The sequence below is a fragment of the Streptomyces katrae genome (assembly GCF_000966975.1).
Lineage (GTDB): Bacteria > Actinomycetota > Actinomycetes > Streptomycetales > Streptomycetaceae > Streptomyces > Streptomyces katrae.
Window position 1 is genome coordinate 1 of sequence record NZ_JZWV01000058.1, and the last position, 16,816, is coordinate 16,816.

18 protein-coding genes are annotated in these 16,816 nt (G+C 73.0%); 14 read left to right on the plus strand and 4 right to left on the minus strand.

The annotated features are described in order from the left end of the window. Positions 1 to 682 (minus strand): serine/threonine-protein kinase (locus VR44_RS03155; RefSeq protein ID WP_045945803.1); only part of this gene is annotated, 682 nt, incomplete at its 3' end. 196 nt (positions 683 to 878) lie between these two features. Here VR44_RS03155 and VR44_RS03160 point away from each other — a divergent pair. The 3 genes from VR44_RS03160 to VR44_RS03170 all read left to right on the plus strand — a co-directional run bounded on the left by VR44_RS03160 (position 879) and on the right by VR44_RS03170 (position 3,772). Continuing rightward, on the plus strand, positions 879 to 2,234 hold the full coding sequence (locus tag VR44_RS03160) for an aspartate aminotransferase family protein (RefSeq protein WP_045945804.1): 1,356 nt from the start codon (positions 879 to 881) through the stop codon (positions 2,232 to 2,234). A gap of 108 nt (positions 2,235 to 2,342) precedes the next feature. Then, positions 2,343 to 3,011, plus strand: a complete 669-nt coding sequence (locus tag VR44_RS03165) for a GntR family transcriptional regulator (protein ID WP_045945805.1) — start codon at positions 2,343 to 2,345, stop codon at positions 3,009 to 3,011. 110 nt (positions 3,012 to 3,121) lie between these two features. After that, on the plus strand, positions 3,122 to 3,772 hold the full coding sequence (locus VR44_RS03170; RefSeq protein WP_045945806.1) for a hypothetical protein: 651 nt from the start codon (positions 3,122 to 3,124) through the stop codon (positions 3,770 to 3,772). Positions 3,773 to 3,787: 15 nt separating this feature from the next. Here the strand turns inward: VR44_RS03170 and VR44_RS03175 are convergent, their stop codons facing one another. Continuing rightward, positions 3,788 to 4,513 (minus strand): SLATT domain-containing protein, encoded by a 726-nt coding sequence (locus tag VR44_RS03175; RefSeq protein ID WP_211275009.1) that lies wholly within the window; start codon positions 4,511 to 4,513, stop codon positions 3,788 to 3,790. A 277-nt stretch (positions 4,514 to 4,790) separates the two neighbouring features. Here VR44_RS03175 and VR44_RS03180 point away from each other — a divergent pair, with 277 nt between their 5' ends. The 7 genes from VR44_RS03180 to VR44_RS03210 all read left to right on the plus strand — a co-directional run bounded on the left by VR44_RS03180 (position 4,791) and on the right by VR44_RS03210 (position 10,988). Further along, positions 4,791 to 5,138: a YbaB/EbfC family nucleoid-associated protein gene (locus tag VR44_RS03180; protein ID WP_045945808.1), complete on the plus strand. Its 348-nt coding sequence runs from the start codon at positions 4,791 to 4,793 to the stop codon at positions 5,136 to 5,138. A gap of 67 nt (positions 5,139 to 5,205) precedes the next feature. Continuing rightward, on the plus strand, positions 5,206 to 5,805 hold the full coding sequence (recR, locus tag VR44_RS03185; RefSeq protein ID WP_045945809.1) for a recombination mediator RecR: 600 nt from the start codon (positions 5,206 to 5,208) through the stop codon (positions 5,803 to 5,805). Beyond that, positions 5,798 to 6,445, plus strand: a complete 648-nt coding sequence (locus VR44_RS03190) for a DUF5063 domain-containing protein (protein WP_045945810.1) — start codon at positions 5,798 to 5,800, stop codon at positions 6,443 to 6,445. Before recR ends, VR44_RS03190 begins: the two co-directional genes overlap by 8 nt. A gap of 89 nt (positions 6,446 to 6,534) precedes the next feature. Beyond that, complete coding sequence (locus tag VR44_RS03195) at positions 6,535 to 7,815, plus strand: aspartate kinase (RefSeq protein WP_045945811.1); 1,281 nt, start codon at positions 6,535 to 6,537, stop codon at positions 7,813 to 7,815. Beyond that, positions 7,812 to 8,888, plus strand: a complete 1,077-nt coding sequence (locus VR44_RS03200; RefSeq protein ID WP_045945812.1) for an aspartate-semialdehyde dehydrogenase — start codon at positions 7,812 to 7,814, stop codon at positions 8,886 to 8,888. Before VR44_RS03195 ends, VR44_RS03200 begins: the two co-directional genes overlap by 4 nt. A 169-nt stretch (positions 8,889 to 9,057) precedes the next feature. Further along, on the plus strand, positions 9,058 to 9,837 hold the full coding sequence (locus tag VR44_RS03205; RefSeq protein WP_094191405.1) for a SigE family RNA polymerase sigma factor: 780 nt from the start codon (positions 9,058 to 9,060) through the stop codon (positions 9,835 to 9,837). Beyond that, positions 9,834 to 10,988 (plus strand): hypothetical protein, encoded by a 1,155-nt coding sequence (locus tag VR44_RS03210; RefSeq protein ID WP_045945813.1) that lies wholly within the window; start codon positions 9,834 to 9,836, stop codon positions 10,986 to 10,988. The genes VR44_RS03205 and VR44_RS03210 overlap by 4 nt, the downstream gene beginning before the upstream one ends. 46 nt (positions 10,989 to 11,034) lie before the next feature. On the opposite strand, the gene VR44_RS03215 is transcribed toward VR44_RS03210, so the two are convergent. Continuing rightward, positions 11,035 to 11,880 carry an SURF1 family protein gene (locus VR44_RS03215; protein WP_045945814.1) on the minus strand — a complete coding sequence of 282 codons (846 nt, stop codon included), beginning with the start codon at positions 11,878 to 11,880 and terminating at the stop codon, positions 11,035 to 11,037. A 43-nt stretch (positions 11,881 to 11,923) separates the two neighbouring features. Further along, complete coding sequence (locus VR44_RS03220) at positions 11,924 to 13,762, minus strand: S9 family peptidase (protein ID WP_045945815.1); 1,839 nt, start codon at positions 13,760 to 13,762, stop codon at positions 11,924 to 11,926. Positions 13,763 to 13,862: 100 nt separating this feature from the next. On the opposite strand from VR44_RS03220, the gene VR44_RS44765 reads away from it, so the two are divergent. From VR44_RS44765 to VR44_RS03235, 4 genes are all read left to right on the plus strand, one after another. After that, the gene (locus VR44_RS44765) at positions 13,863 to 14,030 is read left to right on the plus strand and encodes a hypothetical protein (protein ID WP_157880210.1); all 168 of its coding nucleotides are present in this window, start codon (positions 13,863 to 13,865) and stop codon (positions 14,028 to 14,030) included. 68 nt (positions 14,031 to 14,098) lie between these two features. Continuing rightward, on the plus strand, positions 14,099 to 15,400 hold the full coding sequence (gene codA / locus VR44_RS03225) for a cytosine deaminase (protein ID WP_245691593.1): 1,302 nt from the start codon (positions 14,099 to 14,101) through the stop codon (positions 15,398 to 15,400). Between the two features lie 9 nt (positions 15,401 to 15,409). Next, positions 15,410 to 16,003 carry an HD domain-containing protein gene (locus tag VR44_RS03230; RefSeq protein ID WP_045945816.1) on the plus strand — a complete coding sequence of 198 codons (594 nt, stop codon included), beginning with the start codon at positions 15,410 to 15,412 and terminating at the stop codon, positions 16,001 to 16,003. A 40-nt stretch (positions 16,004 to 16,043) separates the two neighbouring features. Beyond that, the coding region (locus tag VR44_RS03235) for an alpha/beta fold hydrolase (RefSeq protein ID WP_045945817.1) at positions 16,044 to 16,816 on the plus strand (773 nt) is incomplete at its 3' end.

The window sequence follows — 16,816 nt, forward strand, 5'->3', positions numbered from 1 at the left end:
GCAGCCCCGCCGCCCCGCCGGACCGCTCCGCGTCGCCGAAGGGCAGCCGTCCGGTGGCCGCGTACGCCAGGACGGCGCCGAGGCAGAACACGTCGCAGGCCGAGGTGACCGTTTCGCCGCGCACCTGTTCCGGGGCCATGAACCCGGGCGAGCCGACGAGTTCCCCGGTGCGGGTCATCCCGCCGGTGTGGTCCTCCAGCGGGCGGGCGATGCCGAAGTCGATGACGCGGGGGCCGTCGAGGGTCAGCAGGACGTTGGAGGGCTTCAGGTCGCGGTGGATGAGCCCGGCGCGGTGGATGTCCTGGAGGGCGTGCGCGAGGCCGGCGCCCAGGATCCGTACCGTGCGCCCGGGCAGGGGGCCGAAGTCGTGGGCCACGGCCTGGCGCAGGCTCGGCCCGGCGACGTACCCGGTGGCGAACCAGGGGATGTGCGCCTCGGTGTCGGCGTCCAGGACGGGTGCGGTCCAGGTGCCTCCGACGCGCCGGGCGGCGGCGACCTCGTGGCGGAACCGGGAGCGGAACTCCTCGCGGGCGGCGAGGCCCGGGTGGACCAGCTTGACCGCGACGGTGCGGCCGCGGTCGGAGCGGGCCAGGTAGACCTGGCCCATGCCTCCGGCGCCGAGCCGCGACAGGAGTCGGTACGGGCCGATGTGGTGCGGGTCGGACGGATGCAGCTGTTCCATCGCCGGTTAGGTCCCTTCCCCCTGGGGTGCCGGTCTGGGCGAGCGTACGAGCGTAGCCCCGGCCGGGGGAGCGGGGGAGGGGGAGGGTGCCGCACGGCCCCCCGCCCGGCGGGCAGACAGACTGCCGAGGGCGGCCCCCCACCCCCATACAGTCCGCCGATATCCCTTCCCACCTGCGCACTTCTAGCGTGACGCCATGACCCCTCATGTCACCGGCGCGACCGTCAAGGCCGCCGACCGCGCCCATGTCTTCCACTCGTGGTCCGCCCAGGCCCTGATCGACCCCCTCGCCGTCGCCGGGGCCGAGGGCTCGTACTTCTGGGACTACGACGGGAACCGCTTCCTCGACTTCTCCTCGCAGCTGGTCAACACCAACATCGGCCACCAGCACCCCAAGGTGGTCGCGGCGATCCAGGAGCAGGCCGCCAGGCTCTGCACCCTGGCGCCCGGTTTCGCCGTCGACGTCCGCTCCGAGGCCGCACGCCTCATCGCCGAGCGGACCCCCGGCGACCTCGACAAGATCTTCTTCACCAACGGCGGCGCCGAGGCCGTGGAGAACGCCGTCCGCATGGCCCGGCTGCACACCGGCCGCCAGAAGGTGCTGTCCGCCTACCGCTCGTACCACGGCGCCACCGCCGCCGCGATCAACCTGACCGGCGACCCGCGCCGCTGGCCCTCGGACACCGCCTCCGCCGGTGTCGTGCACTTCTGGGGCCCGTTCCTCTACCGCTCGCCCTTCCACGCCACCACCGAGGCCGAGGAGTGCGAGCGCGCCCTCGCGCACCTCGCCGACACGCTCGCCTTCGAAGGGCCGCAGTCCGTCGCCGCGGTCATCCTGGAGTCGGTGCCCGGCACCGCCGGGATCATGACCCCGCCGCCCGGCTACCTGGCCGGCGTGCGCGAGCTCTGCGACCGCTACGGCATCGTCTTCATCCTCGACGAGGTCATGTCCGGCTTCGGCCGCACCGGCAAGTGGTTCGCCGCCGAGCACTGGGACGTCACCCCGGACCTGATCACCTTCGCCAAGGGCGTGAACAGCGGATACGTGCCGCTCGGCGGCGTCGCCATCTCCGGTGCCATCGCCGAGACCTTCGCCACCCGCCCCTACCCGGGCGGACTGACGTACTCCGGTCACCCGCTGGCCTGCGCCGCCGCCGTCGCCACGATCAACGCGATGGCGGAGGAGGGCATCGTGGAGAACGCCGCCCGGATCGGCACCGAGATCATCGGCCCCGGCCTCGCCGAGATCGCCGCGCGGCACCCGTCCGTCGGGGAGGTCCGCGGGCTCGGCACCTTCTGGGCGGTGGAGCTCGTACGGGACAAGGAGACGCGCGAGCCGCTCGTCCCGTACAACGCGGCCGGCGCCGACAACGCGCCCATGGCCGAGTTCGCGGCGGCCTGCAAGGCGTCCGGACTGTGGCCGTTCGTGAACATGAACCGGACGCACGTCGTCCCCCCGTGCAACGTCACGGACGCCGAGGCCAAGGAGGGGCTGGCCCTCCTGGACGAGGCCCTCACCGTCGCCGACCGCCACACCACGGCGGCGGTCTGATCATCCGGATATCGGTCGGTATATCCGCATAGCGGCGGAGAACCGATCGGTTTCGGCCGCGCTGCCTGGCCTAAGGTGTCCGAAGTTCTACCGAGGAGACGGACCCCTATGTCAGGCAGCGGCGGAGGTGTCACCCGCAACACCCTGCGACAGCAGATCGCGGACGCGCTGCGTGACGAGGTGCTCGCGGGCCGTCTGCGCCCGGGCTCCGAGTTCACGGTCAAGCAGATCGCCGAGCAGTACGAGGTCTCCGCGACCCCGGTCCGCGAGGCATTGGTCGACCTCGCCGCGCAGGGGCTGCTGGAATCGGTGCAGCACCGGGGGTTCCGGGTCCGCGCCTACACGGTGGACGACTACCGGGGCATGATCGAGGCCCGGATGCTGATACTCGACGGGATCTTCCGTCGGCTCGTCGAATGCGGGACCGCTCCCGGTTCGGCCGAGCGGCTCGTGTCGGTGCGCCGCCGCGCCGAGGAGGCGCGGCGGGCCGCGCGCAGCGGTTCGCTCGAAGTGCTGATCGGCTACGACCTGCGGTTCTGGCGGGAGCTCAGCGGGCTGGCCGGCAACACGTACATCACCGAGTTCCTGCACCGGATCCGCGTGCAGTGCTGGGTCTTCTCCGTGCCCTACCTGCAGGAGGCCCCCGAGCCGGCCACCGCCCTGTGGGACAAGCACGGCGAGCTGGTCGACGCGGTGACGCTGGCCGACGCCGAGGAGGTGCGGCGCATCGTGCGCGCGTACAACCAGCACGGGCTGGACTGGGCCGCCACCCTCTGAGGCGCGGCCCCGCCGTCAGCCCGTCGCACCGGGTTCTGCGCACCCCTTCGCGGAGCGTGTCCGGCGCATTACGCTGGCCGGATCGGCGGCAACGACTGATCGGAGCCCGCGTGGCCTGTGACCTGTGGCTGGTCCCCCTTGTCGACGTGCTGTGCCACAGCCCCGACAACCCCTTCGCGGAGGAGATCGCCGCGTACGACAAGGCGCTGGGCGAGGCGGGTCTGCCGTCGGTGCCCGTGTTCGCCTACATGCCGGGCCTGAGCGGGGACGTGGCTCCGGTGGCCGGTTTCGACTACGACGCCCTGCACTTCCTGCGGCGGGCGTACCTGCTGCAGATCTGCGGGCTGCCGGTGACGCCGGTGGACGAGCTGGGCGGGGACTACGAGCAGCTGCTGGAGATGTTCGAGTCCACGGCGCAGCAGTCGCACCTGGTGTGGCACTACGACCACGCCGGGGCCTACGTTCCGGTGGACTTTCCCGCCCCGCTGGCCAACGAGGAGCTGCTGGCCGGGGGCGGGCCGCTGGGGTCGGCGCAGGGGCTGCTGCGGGAGCTGGCCTTCGTGGCCCCCGCGATCGGGATAGACCCGATGAATCCCCCCGCCCCGCCGGCGCCGCCGGGCGGCCCGACGGCGCTGGAGGAACCTGCGGGGCCGATCCCGTACGACGCGAGCCCGTTCGCGCGGGAGCGGCACGTGTGGCTGGGCCTGCACGCGGCGGCGACGAGGAGCCTGGGCCAAGGCTCCATGATCATCTTCAGCTGACCGGACCCGGCCCCCTCAGCGCGGCTGCTCCGGGGGCCGCTGCCGGGGCATGTTCGGGCGGGTGCCCGGCGGGAGGGGGAAGCGGGCCGGGGGGACCCCCGGGTCGGGGCGGGCCGGGGCGACGGCCAGGGACTGCATGGCCAACGGCGTCGGACCCGCCCGGAACTCCACCATCCAGTCGGCCGTCTCGGAGCGCACCAGCTCCGTGACGTCCTCGGAGAACCGCCGGAGCACCGTCAGACAGCGCTCGGCGGCCTCGCTCGCCGTGCCCTCCGTCGGCCCCAGCACCTCGCGGACGTTCTCGGAGGCCCAGTCGAACTGGAGCGTCTGGAGCCGCCGCTGCACCGCCTGCGCCGTGGCCACGTCCCGCATCCACCCCGACGTCAGCCCGAAGAACCGGTCGCAGGCCAGGCAGGCCGCCGCCAGCAGCAGCGAGAGGTAGCCGTACGGGGCCACCCCCGGGGCCGAGCCGGTCAGCTCCAGCAGCGGCATCGCGGCACCCGTGACGGCGCCCAGGGCCGCGCCCGCCCGCAGGGTCCGCGCGCCCCGCCGCTTCCAGGCCCGGTCCGACAGGTACCACTCGGCAGTGCGCAGGGCGTCGGCCTCCACCCGGCGGTAGAGCTCGTCGAGCCGCTCGGCGGGCTCGCCCCAGTCGCCGAGGGGGAACGGCCGGCCGGTCAGGTCGCCGTCCTCTGCGGGATCCCGGGGTGGCCCCTCGGGCTGCATCTCCGGCTGACTCACCCGGGCACTCCCTCTGCCTGCACTGACGTGTCGTGGTGCGCGTGTGCGCAATGGTGCGCATGCTCTTCCTACCTTCGAATGACACGCGATGGGCGACGAATCCCCGGTTTTCCGCCCGCAAGGAGGTCTCCATCAGGGACGCGCACGCCCCGTCTCTCACCCGAAAGAGTTGGTCCTCCCGGCGTAGGGCGCGGTGCGCGGGGAGCACGTAGGCTCGGATTGACCGAGCGTTCCCGACGGCCGCAGCCAGGCCGATGTGCAGATGGAGTGAGTACCCGTGATTCCCGGTGGCGGCCAGCCCAACATGCAGCAGCTCCTCCAGCAGGCCCAGAAGATGCAGCGCGACCTCGCGACGGCCCAGGAGGAGCTGGCCCGGACCGAGGTCGAGGGGCAGGCCGGCGGCGGCCTGGTGAAGGCCACCGTCACCGGTTCCGGTGAACTGCGGGCCCTGGTCATCGACCCGAAGGCCGTGGACCCGGAGGACACCGAGACCCTCGCCGACCTGGTCGTCGCGGCGGTCCAGGCGGCCAACGAGAACGCGCAGGCGCTCCAGCAGCAGAAGCTGGGCCCGCTGGCCCAGGGCCTGGGCGGCGCCGGCAGCGGCATCCCCGGCCTCCCCTTCTAGCCGGCCCTTCCCCTCTCCGCCCCGTTCCCTGTAGAACACAACACCAGAACCGAAAGAAGGCAGTCCGTTGTACGAAGGCGTGGTCCAGGACCTGATCGACGAGCTGGGCAGGCTGCCCGGCGTCGGGCCCAAGAGCGCGCAGCGGATCGCCTTCCACGTGCTGCAGGCCGAACCCACCGACGTCCGCCGCCTCGCGCACGCGCTGCTGGAGGTCAAGGAGAAGGTCCGGTTCTGCGCGGTCTGCGGGAACGTGGCGCAGGAGGAGCGGTGCGGCATCTGCCGCGACCCGCGCCGCGACGCCACGGTGATCTGCGTGGTGGAGGAGCCGAAGGACGTCGTCGCGATCGAGCGGACCCGCGAGTTCCGGGGCAAGTACCACGTCCTGGGCGGCGCGATCAGCCCGATCGAGGGCGTCGGCCCCGACGACCTGCGCATCCGCGAGCTGCTGGCGCGCCTCGCGGACGGGACGGTCACCGAGCTGATCCTCGCGACCGACCCGAACCTGGAGGGCGAGGCGACCGCCACCTACCTCGCCCGGATGATCAAGCCCATGGGCCTGAAGGTCACCCGCCTGGCCAGCGGGCTCCCCGTCGGGGGAGACCTGGAGTACGCGGACGAGGTCACGCTCGGGCGGGCCTTTGAAGGAAGGCGACTTCTTGATGTCTGACGCAACGCTGCACGCCCTGGGACAGGATCCGGGCGACTTCGCCGCCTCGATCGCGGACCAGATCGAGTCCTTCATCGTCGCGGTCACCGAGGTGGCCAAGGGCGAGGACCCGGACAGCGCCGTTCCCTTCCTCCTCCTGGAGGTGTCCCAGCTGCTGCTGGCGGGCGGCCGGCTGGGCGCGTACCAGGACGTCCTGCCCGAGGAGCGCTACGAGCCCGACCTGGGCCCGGAACCGGACGTGGACGACCTGCGCGAGCGGTTCGCCGTGATGCTGGAGCCGGTCGACGTCTACTCCGAGGTCTTCGACCCGTACGAGCCGCGCAAGGCCCCGGTCGCGCACCGGATCTCCGACGACCTGGCCGATGTGGTCGCCGACCTGCGGCACGGGCTCATCCACCACCAGGCGGGCCGGATCACCGAGGCCCTGTGGTGGTGGCAGTTCTCGTACTTCACCAACTGGGGGCCGACGGCCTCGGCCACCCTGCGCGCCCTCCAGTCGCTGATCTCGCACGTCCGCCTCAACCAGCCGCTCGCGGCCCTCGACGGCCTGGACACGGACGAGGACCTGACCGAGGAGGACCTGGTGGAGCAGGCCGGCCAGGTCATGGAGCAGGAGCTCGGCCGTCTCGGCCGCAAATAATCCGATCTCATGATGTGGTACGGGGCGGTCGGATCCCGGCCGCTCGTTAGACTGCACCCGCAATGAGACGGACCGAGCGAGGAGCGCACGTGGGCCTTGTCGTGCAGAAGTACGGAGGCTCCTCCGTAGCCGATGCCGAGGGCATCAAGCGCGTCGCCAAGCGGATCGTGGATGCCAAGAAGAACGGCCACCAGGTGGTCGTCGTGGTTTCCGCGATGGGCGACACGACGGACGAGCTGATCGATCTCGCCGAGCAGGTATCTCCGATGCCTGCGGGGCGCGAATTCGACATGCTGCTGACCGCCGGAGAGCGGATCTCCATGGCCCTGCTGGCCATGGCGATCAAAAACCTGGGCCACGAGGCCCAGTCGTTCACCGGCAGCCAGGCAGGCGTGATCACCGACTCGGTCCACAACAAAGCGCGCATCATCGATGTGACGCCGGGCCGTATCCGCACCGCGCTGGACGAGGGCAACATCGCCATCGTCGCCGGCTTCCAGGGTGTGTCCGCGGACTCCAAGGACATCACCACCCTGGGCCGCGGCGGCTCGGACACCACCGCCGTGGCGCTGGCCGCGGCGCTGGACGCCGAGGTCTGTGAGATCTACACCGACGTCGACGGCGTCTTCACCGCGGACCCCCGCGTCGTGAAGAAGGCCCGGAAGATCGACTGGATCTCCTCCGAGGACATGCTGGAGCTGGCGGCCTCCGGTTCCAAGGTGCTGCTGCACCGCTGCGTCGAGTACGCGCGCCGCTACAACATTCCGATCCACGTCCGTTCGTCCTTCTCCGGACTGCCGGGTACCTGGGTCAGCAACGAGAAGCCCGAGTCGCAAGGGGACGAGCAGGTGGAGCACGCCATCATCTCCGGAGTCGCCCACGACGTCTCCGAAGCCAAGATCACCGTCGTCGGGGTCCCGGACAAGCCGGGCGAGGCCGCGGCTATCTTCCGCGCCATCGCGGACGCCGAGATCAACATCGACATGATCGTCCAGAACGTGTCGGCGGCCTCCACGGGCCTGACGGACATCTCCTTCACCCTCCCCAAGACCGAGGGCCACAAGGCCATCGACGCCCTGGAGAAGGCGAAGGGCCAGATCGGCTTCGACTCCCTGCGCTACGACGACCAGATCGGCAAGATCTCCCTGGTCGGCGCGGGCATGAAGACCAACCCGGGCGTCACCGCCTCCTTCTTCCAGGCGCTGTCCGACGCGGGCGTCAACATCGAGCTGATCTCCACCTCGGAGATCCGGATCTCGGTGGTGACCCGCCAGGACGACGTCAACGCAGCCGTCGTCGCCGTCCACACGGCCTTCGGCCTCGACTCCGACAGCGACGAGGCGGTCGTCTACGGAGGCACCGGACGATGAGTCCGCACCGGTCGGCCCCGGCCCCGGCGCTCGCCGTGGTCGGGGCGACCGGGGCGGTCGGTTCGATCCTGCTCCAGATCCTGTCCCAGCGGGCGGACGTCTGGGGCGGCATACGCCTGATCGCCTCCCCGCGCTCGGCCGGCCGCGTGCTGGCCGTCCGCGGTGAGGAGACCGAGGTGCTCGCCCTCACTGAGGACGCCTTCGAGGGCCTCGGGGCGGGCGACGTCGTGCTCTTCCTGACCCCGGCCGAGGTCTCGGCGCGCTGGGCCCCCGTGGCCACCGCGCGCGGGGCCGTGGTGGTGGACCAGTCCGCCGCCTTCCGGGAGGACCCCGAGGTGCCGCTGGTGGTGCCCGAGGTGAACGCCGCCGCCGTACGCAGCCGCCCGCGCGGGATCGTCGCGGGCCCGGACTGCGTGACCGCCGCGATGATCGCCGCCCTGGGCGCGCTGCACGCCGAGTACGGGCTGGCCGAGCTGGCTGTCTCCTCGTACCAGGCCGCCAGCAGGTCGGGGCGGGCCGGTGCGGAGGCGCTGCGCCGGCAGCTGTCGCTGGTCGCCGGGACCCCGCTGGGGGAACAGCCCGGTGACGTGCGCCGGGCCGTGGGCGAGGACACCGGGCCGTTCGCGGCCCCGCTCGCGCTGAACGTGGTGCCCTGGTCCGGTGAGCTGCGCGCGGACGGCTGGTCCTCGCACGAGCTGGCCGTACGGGCGGAGACCCGGCGGATCCTGGGCCTGGAGGCCCTGCCGGTCTCCGTGACCTGCGTGCAGGTGCCCGTGGTGACCGGGCATTCCCTGACCGTGCGGGCCCGGTTCGAGCGCGAGGTGGCCGCGGCACACGCCCGGGAGATCCTGGAGGCCGCCCCCGGGGTGGTCCTCGTGGACGATCCGGCGGCGGGGGAGTGGCCGACGCCCGCGGACGCGGCCGGTACGGATCCGGCCTGGGTGGGCCGGCTGAGGGGCTCGCTCGACGACGCCCGGGCCCTGGAGTTCTTCGTGTGCGCGGACAATCTGCGCAAGGGCGCCGCGCTGAATGCCGCTCAGATCTCGGAACTGATCGCGGGTGAATCCGCGTAATCCGCTTTGTAGGATCGGTCGAGATCCCTTGATCAAGGTGATGGCCCGACTGCCGCCTGGATAAATGGGGCAATCGGGAAGAGCAGGTACGCATGAAGGCAATGGGGAAATTGCTGAATACTCTGCCTCGCGCGTACAACCCTGCCGGGGGTACGCGTGTCCAACGGGCGTGGCAGAGGCACTCTTGGACTTCGCCGTCGTACCGGCACGCTCGGGGATCCTCCCCCCGCGCCGGCGCACCGGCGCATACGGCGGCTTTCCTGTGATCGTGCCCGTCCCGCCGGCGGACGCACCCGCCGCCGCACCGCCCGTCGGGGCGACCCCGGGCGGCCGGGTGCCCTCTCCGCGGGAGGACGCCGAGCAGGCCGGCGGCGCGGCCGCCGCCGGGGCGCCCACCGGGGACGGCGCCGAGGGCGCCGCGGGCAGTGCCGCCGACGCGCCGCAGGTCGTCGCCGGAACCACCGTCGACCACCTCACCGAGACCTACCAGGCCCACTACCGCTCGCTGCTCGGCCTGGCAGCCCTTCTCCTCGACGACACCGCCTCCTGCGAGGACGTGGTCCAGGAGGCCTTCATCCGCGTCCACTCCGCCCGCAACCGGGTACGCGACCGCGACAAGACCCTGGCCTACCTCCGCCAGACCGTCGTGAACCTCTCGCGCTCGGCGCTGCGCCGCCGCATCCTCGGCCTCAAGCTGCTGTCGAAGCCGATGCCGGACATGGCCAGCGCGGAGGAGGGGGCGTACGACCAGCTCGAACGCGACGACCTGATCAAGGCCATGCGCGGACTGCAGCGCCGCCAGCGCGAGGTGCTGGTGTTGCGCTACTTCGCGGACATGACGGAAGCCCAGGTCGCCGAGACGCTCGGGATATCGCTCGGCTCGGTCAAGGCGTACGGATCGCGGGGCATTGCCGCGCTGAGGGTGGCGATGGAGGCTGCGCAGTCATGAGGGACGACCACAAGAACCCGCCGGGGCCCGCCGCTCCGGCCATCGCCGACGAGCAGGTGCTGCGCAGCCTGTTCGCCGGGGCCGTACAGGGCCTGGAACCCTCCGAAGGGGCACTGGAACGGCTGCGCCACGCGGTGCCCGCCCGCCGGGCCCGCAAACGGCAGACCCTGGTCGGGGCGGCCGTGGCGGTGCTCCTGGCGGGCACCGGGATCCCCGCGGCCATGCACCTGGGCGACGAGGACGAGGGCGGCACCGCCGCCGGGCACTCGGCGATGGCGGGCCACGGCGAGGCACAGGGCGCCGTCCCCGGCGACCCGCACCACGACGGCCCCGCCGGCGGGACGCGGCCGCAGCCGGCGAGGCCCCCGGGCAAGGGGCAGACGGCCGGCGGCGCGGGCGACCGGCCCTCACCGCAGCCCGGCGGTTCCCCGTCCGGCGGCGTATCGGCCGGCCCCTCCGGCAGCGGAGCCCCCACGGCCGCCCTGGGGAACGGGCCGCAGCCCCCGGCCGGGGCGGCCGCCGCAGCCCCCGGATGCACCGGCGACCAGCTCGGAGTGGCGGGCAGCGCCCGCGCCCCCGAGGCCGACGGCAAGGTCTACGGAAGCTTCAAGGTCACCAACGTCTCCGCCCGGGGCTGCGTGGTCACCGGCCCCGACACCGTGACGGCCGCCTCCGTGCCGCAGGGCCCGCCGCCCGCACAGCCCCGCGGGGTGACGGTCACCGGCCACACGGCGGGGGACCCGGCGAGCGGACTGCCCGACCCGTCGGCGGAGGCGCCGGTGCTGGTGCTCCAGCCGAAGCAGACGTACGAGGTGCTCTTCGCCTGGGTGCCCTCGTCACAGTCCTGCCCGGCGGCCACCCCCGGCCCCACGGCCACGCCCCAGCAGCAGGATTCGGTGCGGCAGCGGCCGGCGGGTCAGTCCGACGGCGGTCCGGCGAACACCTCGGCCGGCGGAGCCGCGGGCGCCCCGGCAGGGGCCGGCGACACGGCCGGCGGAGTGCAGCGGCCGGCCGACCCGGACCCGGCCGGAGTGGCGGTCTCCCACACCCCGGCCACCGCGCCGGGCGCACCCGTCACCCAGACCACCATCCCGCAGGCCTGCGGAGGCACGGTCTACCGGACGGGTCTCATCCCGCAGCCGTCGCCGTAGCGGAGGGCGTACTCGCCGAGGCCGTGCTCGTGGCGGCCGCCTTCACTCAGGCCGTGTCCGCGGAAGCCGCCTCCGGCGCGGAAGCCGCCCCCGCGGAGGCCGTCGCCGTGGCGGCGGGCGCATCCGCCGCGCGGCCACCGGCGGGCAGCAGCCCCGCCTCGGCGTCTCGCAGGGTCTCCACCTCGCGCCGGTAGAGCCGCCACCACATGAACAGCACGAAGGCGACGAAGACGAACCACTCACCGGTGTAGCCGAGGTTCTGGAAGGCCTTCAGATCGAGCCCGGTGTTGCTCGGCGCCTTCGCCGGGACGGGGACCATCCCGTCCGCCGGGGTCTGCACCGTCAGCCAGGCGTCGTAGAGCGGGTCCTGCACCAGGTTGACCAGCGTGGCCGCCCCGATCACCCCGAGCTGGCCCGGCGGCAGCCCGCCCTGCGCGTGCACGCCCTTGGTGCCGGAGTTCTCCGAGGCCTGCAGGGCCCCCGTCACCTCGACCCGCCCGGCCGGCGGGGCCGGAGCCTTCGCCGTGTCCGCCGTGCCCGGCATCCAGCCCCGGACCACCGGGACGGTCTTGCCGGAGTCGGTGCGCAGCAGGGTCAGGACGTAGAAACCGCGCTTGCCGTCGAGGTCCCGCTCGGGGACCAGCAGCTGCCGCCCGTATTCGCCGGCCGTGGAGGCCAGCCGTCCGGAGGTCCTGGTGTCCACCGGCAGCAGCGAGTCCAGCGGTGCGGCCGCCTCCTCGGAGGGCCGCTCCGCGCTCGCCTCCCGGTGGCTGCCGACGCGGTCCTCGAACCGGCCGAGCTGCCAGGTCCCCATGAACAGGCAGAACGGGATGGCGAGCGCGACGAAGACGTTGATCCCCCACCAGCGCGGGGTCAGGAGAAACCGGTGCACCCCACCAACGGTACGGGGGGTGCACCGGAAGCCCGGTGCCGGGTCAGCGGGGCAGACCCTGCGGCAGGTGCTTCAGGGCGAACTCCAGCTCCATCCGGACCTGCTTGATCCGCTCCTCCACCACCAGCGAGCCGTGCCCCGCGTCGTAGCGGTACACCTCGTGCACCGCGCCGCGCGCCGCGAGCCGGTCGACGTAGTTGTCGATCTGCCGGATCGGGCAGCGCGGATCGTTCACACCCGCCGCGATGTGCACCGGGGCCTTCACCGCGTCCACGTACGTCAGCGGCGAGGAGGCCTCGAAACGGTCCGGGACCTCCTCCGGCGTGCCGCCGAAGAGGGTGCGGTCCAGGGACTTCAGCGCCTCCATCTCGTCGTGGTACGCCGTCACGTAGTCCGCCACCGGTACGGCGGCCAGCCCCACCGCCCAGTCGTCGGGCCGCATCCCGATGCCCAGCAGGGTCAGGTAGCCGCCCCAGGAGCCGCCGGACAGCACCATCCGCGCCGGGTCCGCCAGGCCCGAGGAGACGGCCCACTCGCGGACCGCCGAGATGTCCTCCAGCTCGATCAGGCCGACCCGGTGCTTGAGGGCGTCCGTCCACTCGCGGCCGTAGCCGGTCGAGCCGCGGTAGTTGACCCGGACCACCGCGAAGCCGTGGTCCAGCCAGGCCGCGGGCGTCGCCGCGAAGGAGTCGGAGTCGTGCCAGGTCGGGCCGCCGTGGATCTCGAAGACCGTCGGGAAGGGGCCCTTGCCGTGGCCCTCGGGCCGCTGCGCCAGCGCGTGGATCCGCCCGCCCGGGCCCTCCACCCACACGTCCTCCACCGGAACCGAGCCCGGCGCCCGGAACCCCGGCGGGTCCAGCACCACCCCGCCCGCGGTGGACCGCACCGAGGCCGGCTGGGCGGCCGAGGACCACTGGTACTCCACCGTGCCGTCCGGGCGGGCGGTGGCCCCCGACACCGACCCCGGGGGAGTGTCCACCCGTACGAGGTCCCGTGCGGCCAGGTCGTAGCGCCACAGCTCGTCGCGCGCCTCGAAGCTGTGCACGACGAGCAGCGCCGTCCCGTCCGGGTACCACTCGGCGCTCACGTCGCCCGGGAGGTCGATCGCGAGGTCCTCCTGGGCGCCGGTGGACACGTCCCACACCATCGGCTCCCAGCGGCCGCGCCGCTGGTGGCCGACCAGCAGCCGGGTGTCGCCCGCGACCGGGGCGAAGCCCAGCACCTCCAGGCCCAGTTCCTCGGTGCCGCCGTGCGAGTCGTCCAGTTCGGCGACGGTGGTCCCGTCGAGGGTGACGACGCGCAGCGCCGAGTGCATCGCGTCGCCGTGCTCGGTGTGCTCGATCGCGACCAGGGTGCCGTCGCGGGAGAGGTCGCCGACGCCGGCCGACTCGCGGTGCCGGTAGATGACGGCCGGGGCGCTGCCGTCGGGGCGGACGACGTGGATCGTGGAGCCGTCCTCGTCGGTGGAGCGACCGACGACGGCCGTCCCGTCGCGGCCGATGGCCAGCCCGGCGGGATAGGAGGGCTCCAGACCCGGCGTGGCGGGTTCGTCGGGGCCGCCCGCGAAGGGCTGGCGGACCCAGGTGCCGAACTCGTCGCCGTCGGTGTCGGAGAACCACCAGATCCACTCCCCGTCGGGGGAGAGGGTGCCGTCGGTGGTGCCGTTGGGGCGGTCGGTCGCCTGGCGCTGGGTGCCGGTGGCGCGGTCCCAGGCGTAGAGCTCGTAGGTCCCGGTGGCGTTCGAGACGAAGAGCGAGCGGTCCGGGGCGTCCTCGGCCCATTCGGGGAGGCCCACGCGCGGGGCTCGGAACCGCTTCTCCCAGTCGGGCATCTCGGAAGCGGGGGTCCCGCCGGGGATCAGATCGCTGTCGCTGCTGGTCATGCCCCCCATTCTTGCCCGACGGGCCGCCGGGATGCCGACTGCTCCGAATGAGCGCATCGTGGAGTGCGTACGCCGAACGCTTCCCGAGAAGGTGTTGATCATGGCCAAGAAGGCTCGTACCGGTCACCACAGCCATCAGGACTCCGAGCAGGCGATGGCGAAGAACACGGCGGCCGAGGCACGCGCCAAGGCCGCGGGCAGAGACGCCCAGTCCCTCAACGCGAAGACGCGCGGCATGCACCAGAAGGCCCAGGCCAAGCGCGGCTGAACCGCCGCACCCGGTCACGGTCCGTGTTTCACGTGAAACGAGGACCCTGACCGGCCTAGCCTGACGCCATGCGGATGATCGTCCGGGGCGCCCGGCTGCTGCACGAGGACGGCCTCCACGACGTGGAGGTCGCCGAGGACGGACGCATCGCGCGCGTCCTCCCGTACGACGACCAGAAGGAGCCGCCCGCGACGGGTGTGCTCATCGAGGCCCACGGCGGGCTGCTCAGCGCCCCCTTCGTGGAGCCCCACATCCACCTGGACACCGCCCTGACCGCCGGACAGCCGCGCCCGAACGCCTCCGGCACCCTCTGGGAGGGCATCGCCTGCTGGAGCGAGCGCAAGCGGACCCTCACCCGTGAGGACGTGATCAGCCGGGCCACCGAGGTGCTGCGCTGGCAGGCGGCCCAGGGCGTCCTGCACGTCCGCACGCACTGCGACGTCACCGACCCTTCCCTGACCGCCCTCGACGCCCTGCTGGAGGTCCGCGACCGGGTCCGGGAGGTGATGACCCTCCAGATCACGGCCTTCCCCCAGGAGGGGATCGTCTCCTTCCCCGACGGCGAGGCCCTGCTGCGCGAGGCCGTGGCGCGCGGCGCGGACGTGGTCGGCGCCATCCCGCACTTCGAGGACACCCGCGAGGACGGGATCGCCTCGCTGCGGACCGCGTTCGCCCTGGCCGAGGAGCACGGTCTGCGTCTCGACGCCCACTGCGACGAGATCGACGACGAACAGTCCCGCTTCGTGGAGGTGCTGGCCACCCTCGCGCTGCGCACGGGGCTGCGCGAGCGGGCCACGGCCTCCCACACGACGGCCATGGGCTCGTACAACGGCGCCTACGCCTACAAACTCCAGCGGCTGCTCTCCCGCTCCGGCATCCACCTGGTCTGCAACCCCTTCGCCAACCTCAACCTCCAGGGCCGTTTCGACGCCTATCCCAAGCGGCGGGGACTCACCCAGGTGAAGGAGATGCTGGCGGCCGGGGTCAACGTGGCGCTCGGCCATGACGACGTGATGGACCCCTGGAACGCGCTGGGCACCGGAAACCCGCTCCAGACCGCCCTCGTCGGCGTCTACGCCGCCCAGCTCACCGGGGCCGACGAGATCCCGCTCGCCTTCTCGATGGTGACCGAGCGCGCCGCCCGCGTACTGGGCCTGGGCGCGGACGAGTACGGGGTGACCGAGGGAGCGCCCGCCTCGTTCGTCCTGCTCCCGGCGCCCACCCCCGGGGAGGCGATCCGCCGCCAGGTCCGTCCCCGGTACGTGGTCTCGCACGGCACCGTACTCGCCGAAAACCCGCCCGCACCTGCCCGGTTGTGGTGGCCGGGCCAACCGGGCCCGTCCGACGTGGACTTCACCCCGCCCCTTTAAGGTGCGTGCATGACGTGGACCCTTCACCAGCCTGACTCCGACTCGGCCCGCCGCGCCTTCGAGATCGCCTCGGAGTACGCGGACGCCGCCCTGCTCAACCACTCCGTCCGCTCCTACGCCTTTGGCGCCGAGTACGCCCGGCAGCACGGTCTCGCCTATGACGCCGAGCTGCTCTACGTCAGCTCCCTGCTCCACGACCTGGGCCTCACCGCGCCGTTCGACAGCCACACCCTGCCGTTCGAGGAGGCCGGCGGCCACGTGGCCCGGGTCTTCACGGCCGGTCTGGGCTGGGAGCCGGCCCGCCGGGCCCGGGCGGAGGAGGTGATCGTGCTGCACATGCGCGAGGACGTCACCGCCGCCGAGGACGTCGAGAGCCACCTCCTCCAGGTGGGCACGAGCGCCGACGTATCGGGCCTGCGCGTCCCCGACTTCGACCCCGCCTTCCGCACCGCCCTCCTGGCGGCCCACCCCCGTCTCGGCTTCGGCCCCTCCTTCCTGGCGCTCGTCGAGGACCAGGCCGCCCGCAAGCCCAGCTGCGCGGCAGCCGCGTACGTCGCGGGCGGCGCCGCCGAGCGCATCGCGGCGAACCCGCTGGACGTGTGACGCCCGCCCACCGCTTTTCCGACCACAGGAGGTCCGTTCCATGCAGAAGGCCGTGTCCCGCGACGGGACCGTCATCGCCTACGACCGCACGGGCCGGGGCCCCGCCCTGGTGCTCGTCGGCGGCGCGTTCCAGGTGCGCGACCACCCGAGCTGGATCAGGCTCGCCGACCTCCTCGGCGAGCAGTACACCGTCGTCCGCTACGACCGCCGCGGGCGCGGCGACAGCGGTGACACCGCCCCGTACGACGTGGCGCGCGAGGTCGAGGACCTGGCCGCCGTCATGGCGGAACTGGAGGGACCCGTCCGGGTGATGGGCATGTCCTCCGGCGCCGTACTCGCCCTGGAGGCGGCCGCCCGGGGCCTGCCGATCGCGGAACTGGCGCTGTACGAGCCGCCGTTCGTCGTCGAGGACAGCCGGCCGCCGGTCCCCGCCGACTACATCGGGCGGCTGGACGCCCTCCTGGCCGAGGGCCGCCGCGCGGAAGCCGTCGCCTACATGCTCACCACCGCCGTCCAGGTCCCGGCCCAGCACGTCGAGGCCATGCGTGAGGCCCCGCTGTGGGACCACTTCGTGGCCGTGGCCCACACCCTCGCCTACGACGCCCGCGTGGTCGGCGACACCATGGAGGGCCGCCCCCTGCCGGCGGACCGCTGGGCCGCCGTGGACATCCCCGTCCTGGCCATCGGCGGCGGTGCGAGCGACACCTGGCTCCAGGCCGGCGCCCGGGCCCTCGCCGATCTGCTGCCCACCGCCGTCCACCGCACGCTGGAGGGCCAGACCCACGACGTGGACCCGGCCGCCCTCGCCCCCGC